We start from the raw sequence: 13188 nt of genomic DNA on the forward strand, positions 1-13188 counted from the left end.
CTGACGGAATGGATGCGCGACACGGGAAGGGATACAGCACCGCATTGCCGGACCGTGAAGCACCTGAAGAGAAAGGGTGTCCCGGCACGGGACACCCTTTCTTATGCAAGGCCAATCAGCTCTGCGGCGCGACGCCGATGTATTTGAACTGATGGTTGGCGTCATCCAGCGGATATTTCGGATCGTGGGTGATCTGGAACACGCTGACGACGCGCTGCTTCACATCGCCATACTGATCGAAGGACACCGTGCCCTGCAGCGTATCGACGGAGGAGCTGGCAATAGCCGCACGCACGTTCTCGCGGTTCGGCTGCTTGCCTTCGGCAATCACCTTCTTCAGCGCAGCAAGGATCACCAGCACGCCATCATAGGCGGTGATGGCATAGTCATCCGGGGCTTCGTTGAAGGCGGAGGTGTATTCGTTCAGCCAGTTCGCAATCTTCGGGTCGTCGGCGACATGGGGGGAGGCATTGGTAACATACCAGCCTTCGGCCGCCGGGAAGCCGTCACCCGTCGTGATGTCCGGCGTATAGATGCCGTCACCGCCACCCTTCTTGATCGTCGGCACGATGGCGTAAGCCTGCTTCACCAGCTTCACGCCGGCATTGCTGACACCACCGTAATAGAGCGAGGAGGCATTCAGCGACTTGATCTTGGTCAGAACGGCCGAATAGTCGGATGCGGTCGGGTCAAGACGGTCACGGCCGAGAACCTTCAGGCCCTTGGCTTCCGCCTGCTTCTGGAAGGCGTCCGCCAGGCCGACGCCATAGGCGCCGCTGTCGTCAAGGATATAGACATCCTTCACACCGAGAGTCTCGGCATAGAAATTCGCCATGTTCGGACCCTGGAAGGCGTCCGTCGTGACGGTGCGGAAGAAGGTCGGCTTGCCGCTCGGCATATACTGCGCGGCGAATTGCGGGTTGGTCAGATCCGGATTGGTCGCCGACGGCGTGACCATCGACACATTGCCTTCGGACAGGATCGGCGCCATCGCCTTGGCGGAGCCGCTCATTTCCGGTCCGATCGCGGCCAGCACGTGCTCGTTAGAAACGAACTTGCGGGCATTGGTCGCGGCCTGCGCCGGGTCGTATTGGCCAGCCGTTGCCGTCGCATCGTTCAGCACCAGCGGCTTCAGCGTGTAGCCGGGGAATTCGTTTGAATCATTGGCCTGCTGAATACCCAGCAGCGCGCCGTTCATGATGCGCTTCGCACCGGCGGCATCCGCACCCGTGATGGGCAGGTTGATGCCGATGATGATGGTCTTGCTGTCCGCCGCCTGGGCGCCGCGCGGCAGGCCGAACGCGGCCCCCAATGCGGTACCTGCAAGAAGGGTCGCCGCAGAACGTCTCGTAATCATCGATAGATCTCCTAGATCAGAACTTGCGCGCTGTGTGAGGGCCGAGGCACGACGCTGCCTGACACAAGCAAGCATCGCGCCACGGGAGAAGTCCAGACAGAAAATAACGCTGCGGTGAAACCGCCTCGTTGGTCAAGCCTTAGCTTTTAAAGGCTTTATCCCAAACCGCCCGGCTATAGGCGCCATCGGGTTGTTTTGTGATCACAGGTGTGGACTTGCTAGACAGAAGTTCGTCGACCGTCCGGGCATAATCCGCAGTTTGCAGATAGCCCCAGGGAGAAGTTCCCAGCAGCTTGACGATGCCCGCGACCATGCGGGCCTGATGTTGCTTCGTCAAGACACCGGCGGTATCGGCGGCGAGCAGGATCTGAACCGCTTCGGCCTGATGCGCGGCCGCATAGTCCCAGCCTTCCTTGGACGCCTTCAGGAAGCGGGCGAGCCTGTCCACTTTTGCCGGGTCACCCAAGGAAGACTGCAAGACATAAAGACCGTCTTCAAGCGTCGCCACATGCTCGGCCTGATACTTGAAGACAAGAAGCTGTGCGGGCTGCATGCCGGCTTCGATCAACTGCCAGTATTCATTATAGCTCATGGTCGAGATACAGGCGGCCTGCTTCTGCAGCAGCGGATCGACATTGAATCCCTGCTTCAGCACCGTCACGTCCGGATGCGCGCCGTCCGTGCTGTAGCCGAGCTTGGCCATCCAGGACAGGAAGGGATATTCATTGCCCGAGAACCAGACGCCCAGCGTTTTGCCTTTGAAATCGGCCGGCGTCTTGATGCCGCTATCCTTGCGGCAGGTCAGTTCCATGCCAGAATTCTGGAAGACCTGCGCGATATTGACGATGGGCACACCCTTCTCGCGCGTGGCCAAGGCCGAGGGCATCCAGTCGATCACGACATCGGCGCCGCCACCGGCCAGAACCTGATCGGGGTTGATGTCTGGCCCGCCCGGCTTGATCGTCAGGTCAAGATTTTCGGCCTTGTAGAAGCCTTTTGCCAAGGCCACGTAATAGCCCACGAACTGGCCCTGCGTGACCCATTTCAGCTGCAGGCTGAGCGGATCGGCCGCCTGAGCGGCAGACGCGGTCAAGGGCGCGGTCGTCGCCAAAGCCCCCAGGCCAAGAACAAAGGCCGCGCCGACCCCGAACAGGAAGCGGCGCATTGGTTGTCGCATCATGATCCCCCCGATATGGCATTCGCCGCAGTGAAGCAGCAATCACCGGCCAAAGCAGCAAGATTGATGCCGCAGAACACTGATCAGGCGGAATTAAATCGGCAAGAAACGGTTCTATCGTTACAGCAGCGTCGCGACTGACGCTCAAGAACGGCGAGCGCCACGTATCGAGGGATGCCAGAAGGTCACAACCCGCTCGATCGCCGCGATCAGCACGAAGGCGGCGCAGCCCGTCACCGCCGCCACCACGATGGTCGCCCAGACGATATCGAGGTTCATGCGCGCGGCTTCGGTGGAAATGCGGAACCCCATGCCGCGCGTCGGCGTGCCGAAGAACTCGGCCACCACAGCACCGATCAGCGCCAAAGTCGCATTCAGCTTCAAGGCATTGAAAATCATCGGCATGGCCACCGGCAGACGCAGGTGCCGCAGCGTCTGCCAATAGCCGGCGGCATAGGTCTGCATCAGGTCCCGCTCCATGGCGTCCGTTGAGGCAAGCCCTGCCCGCGTATTAACCAGCATCGGGAAGACGGTCATAAGCACCACGACCGCTGCCTTGGACTGCCAGCCGAAGCCGAACCACATCACCATGATCGGCGCGATGCCGATAATGGGCAAAGCGCTGATAAGATTGCCGAGCGGCGTCAGCCCCCGTTGCAGAAAGGGCGAGCGGTCGATGGCCAGCGCCAGCAGAAAGCCGCTGCCGCAGCCCATCGCATAGCCTGCCAGCACGGCATGCAGCACCGTCTGGACGAAATCCGCCCAGAGCATCGGAAGGTGATGGCCGATCGCGAGTGCGATAGCCGAAGGCGGCGGTAGAATGACGAAGGGTACATGCAGCCCCACCACCAGCATTTCCCACAGCCACAGCATCAGCAGGCCGAACAGAACCGGGGACGCCATACCATCGGCGCGGTCATTGCCGCGCGCAAACAGCGACAGGCCGGCCAGCACCAGCACCAGTGCCACGCCCGCCGTGATCCAGGGCAGATTACCGAAATTCCGCAGCGAGATGCGTGACAGCGTACAGAACAGCAGCCCGGCGGCCGCCATCATCCATTGCGCGCCCGCCCGCGACTCCCCGGTCGCACTGCCGTTCACAGCCGGCCACCGCGCAGCAGAATCACGCCACGCTCCAGCAGCGTCACCGCCAGCAGCCCGGCGAGCGCCAGCAAGCTGGCCATGACCAGCGCGCTCCACATCATCATCGTCTGCCCATAATAGCTGCCGGCCAGCAGGCGGGCACCGAGGCCGACCTGAGCCCCCGTGGGCATTTCCGCGACAATGGCGCCTGTCACGGCCAGGGCGACGGCAACCTTCAGGCTGGGAAACAGAAAGGCCATGGCGGAAGGCCAGCGCAGCTTGGCAAAGATCGTCATCTCTCCGGCGCTATAGGTATGCATCAGGTCCAGTTGCAGCGGATCGGGCGTGCGAAACCCCTTCACCATGCCGACCGTCACCGGAAAAAAGGTGAGATAGGCGACGATGGCCGCTTTCGGCACTAACCCGGTCACGCCCATGGCCCCCAGCGCCACCACCAGCATCGGCGCAATCGCCAGCACCGGCACGGTCTGGCTGGCGATGACCCAGGGCATGACGGACCGGTCCAGCGTGCGGATATGGACGATGCCGATGGCAAGCAAAATGCCGAGAATAAGGCCGAAGAACAGCCCGATCACGGTCGTCTCCGCCGTATAGCCCGCTTGCAGCAACAGGTTGCGTGGGGAGGAGAGTGGAAAGCCGAAGACGCTGTAGATCAGCGCCGAGGCGATCTGGTCCGGCGCCGGCAACACCGGCCGATCCATCGACCAACAGGCCTGGGCGACTGCCCAAAGCCCGTGCGGCTGGTCAGGGTCCATCAGCGCTTCCGCCTGCGGCGCATTCAGCCAGACGGCCGCCGCGTACCAAAGGATCAGCACCGCGACCAGCACGGTCGCGACGGGCAAGGCTTTTTTCGTCATGCGCCGATCGCTTTTCTTTCGTCACCCGCGGACTTGTTCCGCGGGTCTACCGGTCCAGGCGCCCAAACGCCGTCCTGGCGCCGCAACGGGTAGATGCCCGGCATGAAGCCGGGCATGACGAGACTGAATAGGGCCGCCTCACCCATGCCCATGGCCGTCATACAAAGCGGCACGCACGCGGTGCGACAGCGCCAGAAATTCCGGCGTCTCGCGATCTTCCAGGCGCCGCAGGCGCGGCAGGGCGCTTTCGATCACCTCCACCACCCGGCCCGGACGCAGCGACATGACGACGATATGGGTGGAGAGGAAAACGGCCTCAGGAATGGAATGCGTGACGAAAACGCCCGTCAGCCCGCTGCTCGCCCAAAGCTCATGCAAATGCAGATTGAGCCCGTCGCGCGTAATCTCATCCAGGGCGCCGAAAGGCTCATCCATCAGCAGAAGGCTGGGTTTGAAGCTGAGCGCGCGGGCGATGGAGACGCGCTGCTGCATGCCGCCCGACAGCTGCCAGGGAAATTTCCGGGCAAAATCAGCCAGACCCACCAGAGCCAGATTGCGCTCGGCCTCGGCCTGCCGCTCGGCCCGGCCCATGCCGGCAATCTCCAACGGCAGCGTCACATTGCGGGCGACGGATCGCCAGGGCAGCAGAGCCGGCGCCTGAAAGACATAGCCGTAGGCCCGCGCCAGCCGCGCGGCCTCGGGCGTCATGCCGTTCACCCGCAGCAGACCGGAGCTCGGCTGCACCAGATCGGCGATGGCGCGCAGCAGGGTCGTCTTGCCGCAGCCTGAGGGGCCGATGAGAGAGACGAAATCACCCTGTCCGATTGTCAGGTCGATATCGGACAGCGCCAGCGTCGCGGCATCCCCTGTGCCGAAGCGGATAGAAAGGTTCTCCGCAACGACCGCTGCCCCGGCCAAGGGGTTGGAGGCGTCCACGGTCAGCTCTGGCCCGAGAGCTTCGCATCCATCGCCAGCACCGCCTGCAACAGCACGGTGGCGCCGGCCGCGACATCGCCCGGCTCGGCGCTTTCGATCTCATTATGGCTGATGCCGCCGGCGCAGGGCACGAAGATCATCGTCGTCGGCGCGACCGAGGCGACATAGGCCGAATCATGCCCGGCGCCGGAAATGATATCCCGATGCGGAAAGCCGGCCTGCACGGCCGCGGCACGGACGGCGGTCACGCAATCGGCGTCGAAATGCACGGCCGGGGAATTCCAGATACAGGTGAGGTCAGCCGCGACGCCGCTGGATGCGGCGACCGTCGCCAGACGCTCGGTCAGCTTCTGCTCCATCGCTGACAACACAGAATCATCGGGGTCACGGAAATCGACGGTGAAGAAGGTCTCACCCGGAATAACGTTGCGGCTATTGGGCCGCGCCTCGATCAAGCCCACCGTACCGACCGCATTGGGCGCATGTTCCAGCGCGATCTGCTGCACCACTTCGATCATCCGGGCGGTCGCGACCAGCGCATCCTGGCGCAGATACATGGGCGTGGAACCGGCATGGCTGTCGACGCCCGTCACCGTCACCTCATACCAGCGCATGCCCTGCACGCCGGTGACAACGCCGATGGTCTTTGCCTCGGCCTCCAGGATCGGCCCCTGCTCGATATGCAGCTCGAAATGCGCGGCGAGCGGATGCGCGCCGCAGGCCTCGTCACCGATGAAGCCGATATCGCGCAGCGCATCGCCGAAACGGATGCCGTCCCGGTCCTCCCGCGCATAAGCCCAGTCCTTCGTGAACTTGCCGGCGAAAACGCCGGAGGAGAGCATGGCCGGCGCGAAGCGGCTGCCTTCCTCGTTCGTCCAGTTAATCACCTCGATCGGATGCGTCGTCTCATAGCCCGCATCCTGCAATGTGCGCAGCAGTTCCAGTCCTGACAGCACACCGATGATACCGTCGAATTTGCCGCCCGTCGGCTGCGTATCCAGATGGCTGCCGATGGCGATGGGCGGCAGGCCGTTATCCTTCCCCGGCCGGCGGGCGAAGATATTGCCCATATCGTCGATGGTGACCGCGCAACCTGCGGCTTCGCAGGCGGCGATGAACCAGCGCCGCACCTCGGCGTCCAGCTCCGTCAGCGTCAGGCGCTTGATGCCGCCCTTGGCCGTGCCGCCGATCCGGGCGGTATCCAGAATGCTGTCCCAGAGACGGGCCGGGTCGATGGCGAGATTGGTGGCGAGACTCATACCAAGGCTTTCGTCTGTGAAGGCGGGGCGTCCGCCCGAAGCGGGTTATTGGGGTGCTCTTTCCAGGTGGAGAAGGCAAGCCCGGTCTCAGCCGGGTTCATGGTGATGCAATTGTCGACCGGGCAGACATGAGCGCAGAGGTTGCACCCGACGCATTCATCCTCGATCACCTCGTAATGCCGGCGGCCATCGACCTTCGCGGCGCTGATGGCCTGATGCGCCGTATCCTCGCAGGCGATGTGGCACAGGCCGCATTTGACGCAGAGATCCTGGTTGATATGGGCCAGCGTCTTGAAATTGATATTGAGGTCTTCCCAATGCACGAAATTGGGAATCGCCTTGCCCTGAAAATCCTTGATGCGGGCATAGCCCTTCTGGTCCATCCAATTGGACAGGCCGTCCGTCAGATCGTCGATGATGCGGAATCCATGGTGCATCGCGGCCGTGCAGATCTGCACCGTGCCAGAGCCCAGAGCGATGAATTCCGCCGCATCATTCCAGGTTGATATGCCACCGATGCCGGAAATGGGCAGGCCGGCCATATCCCGCGCCCGCGCGATTTCACCCACCATGCGCAGCGCAATCGGCTTCACGCCCGGCCCGCAATAGCCGCCATGAGTACCCATGCCGCCGACGACGGGCGTGGGAGCCATGGCATCAAGATCGATCGACATGATCGACATGATCGTGTTGATCAGCGAAACCGCATCCGCCCCACCGCGATGCGCGGCGCGCGCCGGCGCCAGAATATCCGTCACATTCGGCGTCAGCTTCACGATGGTCGGCATCCGCGTATGCTGCTTGCACCAGCGCGTGACCATCTCGACATAATCAGGCACCTGGCCCACGGCCGCGCCCATGCCGCGCTCACTCATGCCATGCGGACAGCCGAAATTCAGTTCGATACCGTCCGCGCCGGTGTCTTCCACCAGCGGCAGAATCGCCTTCCACGCTTCTTCCTCGCAAGGCACCATGAGGCTGACGATGATGGCCCGATCCGGGAAATCCCGCTTCACGGACTTGATTTCGCGCAGATTCACGTCCAGCGGCCGATCCGTGATCAGCTCGATATTGTTGAAGCCCATGATGCGGTTGCCGCCATAGGACGCAGCGCCGTAGCGGCTGGAGACATTGACCACCGGCGGATCCTCGCCCAGCGTCTTCCATACCACACCGCCCCAACCCGCCTTCAGAGCGCGGACGACGTTATATTCCTTGTCGGTCGGCGGGGCGGAAGCCAGCCAGAAAGGATTGGGCGATTTGATGCCGGCGAAATTGACGGAGAGATCGGCCATGGTTTCGGTCCCCGTTCTTAGGCTTTGAGGAAACGGTCGATAGCCATCGCGGCATCCCGCCCATGGGCGACGGCCTGCACCGTCAGATCCTCACCCGCGCTGACGCAGTCACCGCCCGCAAAAACCCCGGGCAGAGACGTCTGGTAATCATCGCCCACGCCGATGCGCTTGCCGCCCAGGTCAGGCGCGGTCCCGGCAGTCAGCGGTTCCGGCAGAAAGCTCTGGCCCACGGCCTTCAGCACCAGATCGGCCGGCAGGCTCACCCGCTCCTCGGTCAGCACGAGTTTGGCGCCGCTCACCGTGGTTTTGGCGCAGATGACGGCATGGGCTTCCACTGCGACCGGCGCCAGGAAATGGCGGATGCCGACACCGTGCGTCTGCGCCCAATCCTGCTCCACCTTGGTCGCTCCTATCTGCTCTGGCCCACGGCGGTAGGCCAAGGTGACGGTCTCTGCGCCCAGCAACTTCACCTGGGTGGCGGCGTCGATAGCGGTATTGCCGCCGCCGATGACGACGACATGACCCTTTGCCAGTACCGCCGCCTCGACAGGGTTCTGGCGCAGCAATTCGATGAAACCGAGCGCATCCATCACATGCGCGGCCCCCTCGCCCGGCACGCCCAATGCGTTCGGATCGGCAAGACCGATTGCCACAAACACGGCATCGAATTCCTGCCGCAGCTTATCCAGTGTCAGGTCAGGCCCAAGCGGGGTGCCGTATTCGATAGCGATGCCGCCGATACCGAGAATAAAAGCCACTTCGCGCTGTGCGAAGTCATCCACCACCTTATAGGCGGCGATGCCATATTCGTTCAGCCCACCGGGCTTGGGCCGGGCTTCATAGACCAGGACGTCATGACCCAGCGTGGCAAGGCGGTGAGCGCAGGCAAGGCCGGCCGGGCCTGCGCCGACCACGGCCACGCGCTTGCCTGTCAGCGGCGCACGCGCAAAAGGCTGCTCGCCGGTCGCCATCAGGTGATCGGTCGCAAAGCGTTGCAGGCTGCCGATGGTGACGGGCTTGCCCTCCTGCGCTTCACGGACACAGGCCTCTTCACACAAAATTTCCGTAGGGCAGACACGGGCGCAGCTGCCGCCGAAAATATTGCTTTCCAGGATGGTGACAGCCGAGCCGCGCAGATTGCCGGTGCGAATTTTGCCGATGAAGCCGGGAATATCGATGCCCGTCGGGCAGGCATCCACGCAAGGCGCGTCGTAGCAGAAATAACAGCGGTCAGCCTCGACCCTGGCTTCGTCGCGCGACAGCGGAGCGGTCATTTCCCCAAGCTTGATCGCGACCTCTGCCGCACGGGCAGAAACGCCCAAAACTTGCTCGCCAAGCCCTTCCGACATGCATTCCCCCGGTCTGACGATGGATGGATGCTGCTTAAACCGGCACGAGGTGTCAACGGACCCTTGGCAGCACCTTCCCAATCCCGGCCGACCGGTACACGATAGCCTATCGTTTCGCTTTGGAGGAAGCCATGTCCCTTCTCATTCGCGGTGGCGAGATCGTCACCGCCGAGCGGCGTTATAAGGCCGATGTGTTGTGCGACCAGGGGGCGATTCAGGCGATCGGCCCAGATCTGGAGGCGCCAAGCGGGGCCGAAATCCTGGATGCCGGCGGGCTTCTGGTCATGCCGGGCGGCATCGACCCCCATACCCATATGGAACTGCCTTTCATGGGCACGGTGGCGTCCGAGGATTTCTATACCGGCACCGCCGCCGGTCTCGCCGGCGGCAATACGATGATCATCGATTTCGTGATCCCCGCCCCTGGCGCGTCATTACTCGACAGTTACAAGACCTGGCGCGGCTGGGCCGAGAAGGCCGCAGCCGATTACAGTTTCCATGTCGCCGTCACCCATTGGTCCGATCAGGTGCATGAGGAGATGGGCATCCTCACGCGTGACCACGGCGTCAACAGCTTCAAGCATTTCATGGCCTATAAGGGCGCCATCATGGTTGATGACGATATCCTGCTGCGCAGCTTTACGCGCGCATTGGAACTGGGTGCCATCCCGACCGTCCATGCCGAGAACGGCGAGGCCGTCGCCTTCATGCAGAAATCCCTGCTGGCGCAAGGCATTACCGGACCGGAAGGCCATGCCCTGTCACGCCCGGCAAGCGTTGAAGGCGAAGCCGCCCAGCGCGCCATCACCATCGCCGGGCTGATCGGCGCGCCACTCTACATCGTTCATGTCTCGACCGAGGAAGCCGCCCAGGCCATCGCCCGCGCACGTGCTGCCGGCCAGCGCGTTTATGGCGAAGTTCTGCCGCAGCAACTGGTCATTGACGAAACCGTCTATCAGAACAAGGATTTCGCGACTGCGGCCGCCTATGTCATGAGCCCGCCTTTCCGCCCCAAGCATCACCAGAAGGCGCTCTGGGCCGGCTTGATGTCAGGACAATTGCAGACGACTGCCACCGACCACTGCGCCTTCTGTGCACCGCAAAAGGCAGCAGGAAAAGATAATTTCACGCTGATTCCGAACGGCACGGCCGGCATCGAGGATCGCATGAGCGTGCTGTGGCATCATGGCGTTAGCACCGGTCGGCTGACGCCATCCGAATTCGTCGCCATCACCTCCACCAATACCGCCAAGATCTTCAATATCCACCCGCGCAAGGGCGCGATCGAAATTGGCGCCAACGCCGATATCGTGTTGTGGGATGCGTCGTCCAGTCGCACGATTTCTGCCAAAACCCATCATCAGAATATCGACTTCAATATCTATGAAGGGATGGAAGTAACGGGCTTGGCCGCCACCACCATCAGCCAAGGAAAAATCGTCTGGCACAAAGGCGAGTTGCGCACGGTGAAAGGTTCCGGTCGATACATCAACCGCCCCTGCTTCCCCATGACGTTCGAAGCACTGTCCAAAATCAATGCGGCGAACAAGCCGGTGGGCGTTGCGCTAATGTCAGGCCAGTAACGCGGCATTATGTCCCTGCTTCTTGAGCAGGGACACCGCTTTTCGATCGAACGAGACAAAGCAATCCCCGCCAAGCCATCGCCCCTCGAAAGCGATGACGCCATCGGCGAAATCTCCGCCTGCCGCAAGACTTGCGATTCCCGCTTCGACCGCTGGACGGTTAATGACGACATTTCTCGTCGACACCAGAGCGACCAACGAATTTGCAATATCAATTTTATTGAACCCGTAAGCACGTCGCAGCACCCACACCAATTCGCATAGGGATGACAGAGGGATTGCGACAATCTCCGCCTCGCGAAGAAGTTTGGCTGCGATCACCGCCTGCCGTTCATCATCCAATACCGCCGCGCGAACCAGAATGTTTGTGTCGACCGTGACCTTCACGGCTCGCCAGCCCAACCCGCCTCAATCGCTTCGTTGATTTCTTCAATCGTTGCGACTTTCGTCGTTTTTCCGGCAAGCAGACCGATAAAACCATCGATCGTTCCAGCAGGATTTGCGGCACGGAGGGCGATCCGGCCATCGGGCAGCTTGTCCAGCTCAATCTTGTCGCCCGGACGGATGCCAAGATGGCTCAGCACGTCCTTGCGGAAGGTCACCTGCCCGCGCGCCGTTACCGTGAGAATGGCCATTGCTTCAACCTCCTCTCCTACCATCAAAAATGTAATGCAATTATGCATTATTTTCAACACCGATTGTCTCGCATGGATCCGCTTGGCTAGATGCAGCATGACCCAGCGCATCGCCTCCATCACCCTGCTCGTCGATTCCTACGACACGGCAATCGCCTATTACGTCAGCGCGCTCGGCTTCGCTTTGCTCATCGATCATGATCGCGGCAATGGGGATCGCTGGGTCGAAGTGGCGCCTTCAGGCGGCGGTGTCGCCATACGTCTGGCTGTCGCCAAAAACGAAGCACAGCGGCAGGCCATGGGCGCCCAGGCCGGCGGTCGTGTGCTCTGCGTGCTGCAAACGGATGATCTGGCGCGGGATGTGGCTGCCTATAGGGCGCGCGGCGTCATCTTTCAGGAGGAACCGCGCCAGGAGAGTTATGGCGCGGTAGCGGTCTTCCAGGATTATCTCGGCAACCGCTGGGACTTGATCCAGCCGGCCTAAGGCTGGCGGGGGCCGTTGCTTGCTTCGATATCCGCCATGCGGATTTCCAAAGCGCGGCGCCAATTCACCCCTACGCCCATGATCTCAGCCTTGATCGTGGTTTCCAGATCGTCACGCAGTTCTTCCATGCGTCGTTCCAGCCGCTTCACCCGATCGAATGTCGAGAGCGACAAGGTGCGAACATCGCCGACTTCGACGCGCAGGCTTTTGACCTCGTCCCGAATTTCGCGCAGCAGCAGATTCGTCAGGCTCTCGGTCTCGTTCACGGTATCACCCACAACCGACTAAGCAATGAGCCTAAGGCGAAATCATTTCGCCTTCAACAATCAGAATTAGACGTAAAAACTCTCGCCGCAGCCGCAGCGGCCTTTTTCGTTCGGATTGACGAAGGTGAAGCCGGCCGACAGCTTCTCCACCTTATAATCCATCTCGGTGCCGATCAGGAAAAGGCTCGCCTTGCGGTCCACAAGCACGGTCTGGCCGTTGTCGGTCACGACCTCATCGGTCGGGCCGACCGCATCGACGAAATCCATGTCGTAGGACAGGCCTGAGCAACCCTTGGTGCCGACGGAAATCTTCAGCAGCTTGCCCTGCTGGCCACCGGCATAAAGCTGCGCCAAGCGCGCGGCTGCCGCGTCCGACAGCTTCATCAGCGGCGGCAGCGCGCGGCGGGCGGGTTTCGGAGCGGCAGAACCCGTCTCTACGGTTTGGCTCATAACGTCCTTCTCCTCGATCAGAACATATTCATGGCAAGACGGGCTTCATCGCTCATCCGGCTCATGTCCCATGGCGGATCCCACACTGTCTCGACGTCGCAGGCGGTCACGCCCGGCACGACCATGATCGCTTCGCGCACCATAACGGGCAATTCCTGGGCCGAGGGGCAGCCCGGGGCCGTCAGCGTCATCTCAACCTTGATCTTGCCGTCATCGGCAATATCGACGGCATAGATGAGGCCGAGTTCGTAGATATTCACCGGAATTTCCGGATCATAGACGGTCGCAATCGCCTCGATCACGGAATCCTCGCTCACCGAGTCAGACACCGGCGGGGCCACTTCGCCGTCCGGCGTCCAGGCGTGATGCACGGCCTGATCATCGGTCGCATCCGGCTTCTGGCTCAACTCGTCCATCTTACTCTCCTGCTCCGGCA

General features: G+C 61.9%; 16 protein-coding genes. 3 read left to right on the forward strand and 13 right to left on the reverse strand.

From position 1 onward, the window contains the following. Window positions 1-115: 115 nt before the first annotated feature. Window positions 116-1357 carry a branched-chain amino acid ABC transporter substrate-binding protein gene (locus ASILVAE211_RS07305; RefSeq protein ID WP_227320629.1) on the reverse strand — a complete coding sequence of 414 codons (1242 nt, stop codon included), beginning with the start codon at window positions 1355-1357 and terminating at the stop codon, window positions 116-118. Between the two features lie 139 nt (window positions 1358-1496). Next, window positions 1497-2537 carry an ABC transporter substrate-binding protein gene (locus ASILVAE211_RS07310; protein WP_227320630.1) on the reverse strand — a complete coding sequence of 347 codons (1041 nt, stop codon included), beginning with the start codon at window positions 2535-2537 and terminating at the stop codon, window positions 1497-1499. A 12-nt stretch (window positions 2538-2549) separates the two neighbouring features. Between ASILVAE211_RS07310 and ASILVAE211_RS25975 the strand changes: the two genes are divergently transcribed. Continuing rightward, on the forward strand, window positions 2550-2675 hold the full coding sequence (locus ASILVAE211_RS25975) for a hypothetical protein (protein WP_264478724.1): 126 nt from the start codon (window positions 2550-2552) through the stop codon (window positions 2673-2675). Between the two features lie 3 nt (window positions 2676-2678). On the opposite strand, the gene ASILVAE211_RS07315 is transcribed toward ASILVAE211_RS25975, so the two are convergent. From ASILVAE211_RS07315 to ASILVAE211_RS07340, 6 genes are all read right to left on the reverse strand, one after another. Beyond that, the gene (locus ASILVAE211_RS07315; RefSeq protein ID WP_227320631.1) at window positions 2679-3635 is read right to left on the reverse strand and encodes an ABC transporter permease; all 957 of its coding nucleotides are present in this window, start codon (window positions 3633-3635) and stop codon (window positions 2679-2681) included. Next, window positions 3632-4495, reverse strand: coding sequence for an ABC transporter permease (locus ASILVAE211_RS07320; RefSeq protein ID WP_227320632.1), 864 nt, complete (start codon window positions 4493-4495; stop codon window positions 3632-3634). The genes ASILVAE211_RS07315 and ASILVAE211_RS07320 overlap by 4 nt, the downstream gene beginning before the upstream one ends. Before the next feature lie 138 nt (window positions 4496-4633). After that, window positions 4634-5431 carry an ABC transporter ATP-binding protein gene (locus ASILVAE211_RS07325; protein ID WP_406566023.1) on the reverse strand — a complete coding sequence of 266 codons (798 nt, stop codon included), beginning with the start codon at window positions 5429-5431 and terminating at the stop codon, window positions 4634-4636. 2 nt (window positions 5432-5433) lie between these two features. Beyond that, window positions 5434-6690 carry a Zn-dependent hydrolase gene (locus tag ASILVAE211_RS07330; RefSeq protein WP_227320633.1) on the reverse strand — a complete coding sequence of 419 codons (1257 nt, stop codon included), beginning with the start codon at window positions 6688-6690 and terminating at the stop codon, window positions 5434-5436. After that, window positions 6687-7985 carry an NAD-dependent dihydropyrimidine dehydrogenase subunit PreA gene (preA, locus tag ASILVAE211_RS07335; protein WP_227320634.1) on the reverse strand — a complete coding sequence of 433 codons (1299 nt, stop codon included), beginning with the start codon at window positions 7983-7985 and terminating at the stop codon, window positions 6687-6689. Before preA ends, ASILVAE211_RS07330 begins: the two co-directional genes overlap by 4 nt. A gap of 17 nt (window positions 7986-8002) precedes the next feature. After that, window positions 8003-9334 (reverse strand): NAD(P)-dependent oxidoreductase, encoded by a 1332-nt coding sequence (locus ASILVAE211_RS07340; protein WP_227320635.1) that lies wholly within the window; start codon window positions 9332-9334, stop codon window positions 8003-8005. Between the two features lie 131 nt (window positions 9335-9465). On the opposite strand from ASILVAE211_RS07340, the gene hydA reads away from it, so the two are divergent. After that, window positions 9466-10917 (forward strand): dihydropyrimidinase, encoded by a 1452-nt coding sequence (gene hydA, locus ASILVAE211_RS07345; RefSeq protein WP_227320636.1) that lies wholly within the window; start codon window positions 9466-9468, stop codon window positions 10915-10917. Here hydA and ASILVAE211_RS07350 read toward each other — a convergent pair. Next, on the reverse strand, window positions 10906-11304 hold the full coding sequence (locus tag ASILVAE211_RS07350; protein WP_227320637.1) for a type II toxin-antitoxin system VapC family toxin: 399 nt from the start codon (window positions 11302-11304) through the stop codon (window positions 10906-10908). The two genes, hydA and ASILVAE211_RS07350, sit on opposite strands and share 12 nt — an antisense overlap. Then, entirely contained in the window at window positions 11301-11672 is a 372-nt protein-coding gene (locus tag ASILVAE211_RS07355; protein ID WP_456304488.1) for an AbrB/MazE/SpoVT family DNA-binding domain-containing protein, read from the reverse strand. The genes ASILVAE211_RS07350 and ASILVAE211_RS07355 overlap by 4 nt, the downstream gene beginning before the upstream one ends. Here ASILVAE211_RS07355 and ASILVAE211_RS07360 point away from each other — a divergent pair. Further along, the gene (locus ASILVAE211_RS07360) at window positions 11650-12036 is read left to right on the forward strand and encodes a VOC family protein (protein WP_227320638.1); all 387 of its coding nucleotides are present in this window, start codon (window positions 11650-11652) and stop codon (window positions 12034-12036) included. The genes ASILVAE211_RS07355 and ASILVAE211_RS07360 overlap by 23 nt on opposite strands. On the opposite strand, the gene ASILVAE211_RS07365 is transcribed toward ASILVAE211_RS07360, so the two are convergent. From ASILVAE211_RS07365 to ASILVAE211_RS07375, 3 genes are all read right to left on the reverse strand, one after another. After that, complete coding sequence (locus ASILVAE211_RS07365; protein ID WP_227320639.1) at window positions 12033-12302, reverse strand: hypothetical protein; 270 nt, start codon at window positions 12300-12302, stop codon at window positions 12033-12035. The two genes, ASILVAE211_RS07360 and ASILVAE211_RS07365, sit on opposite strands and share 4 nt — an antisense overlap. A gap of 66 nt (window positions 12303-12368) precedes the next feature. Beyond that, a complete protein-coding gene (locus ASILVAE211_RS07370) occupies window positions 12369-12752 on the reverse strand; it encodes a HesB/IscA family protein (protein ID WP_227320640.1) in 384 nt (127 codons plus the stop codon). 17 nt (window positions 12753-12769) lie between these two features. Further along, complete coding sequence (locus ASILVAE211_RS07375) at window positions 12770-13168, reverse strand: SUF system Fe-S cluster assembly protein (protein ID WP_227320641.1); 399 nt, start codon at window positions 13166-13168, stop codon at window positions 12770-12772. Between the last annotated feature and the right edge of the window lie 20 nt (window positions 13169-13188).

It is taken from the genome of Acidisoma silvae, from assembly GCF_020618775.1.
In the GTDB taxonomy this organism is placed as follows: Bacteria; Pseudomonadota; Alphaproteobacteria; order Acetobacterales; family Acetobacteraceae; genus Acidisoma; species Acidisoma silvae.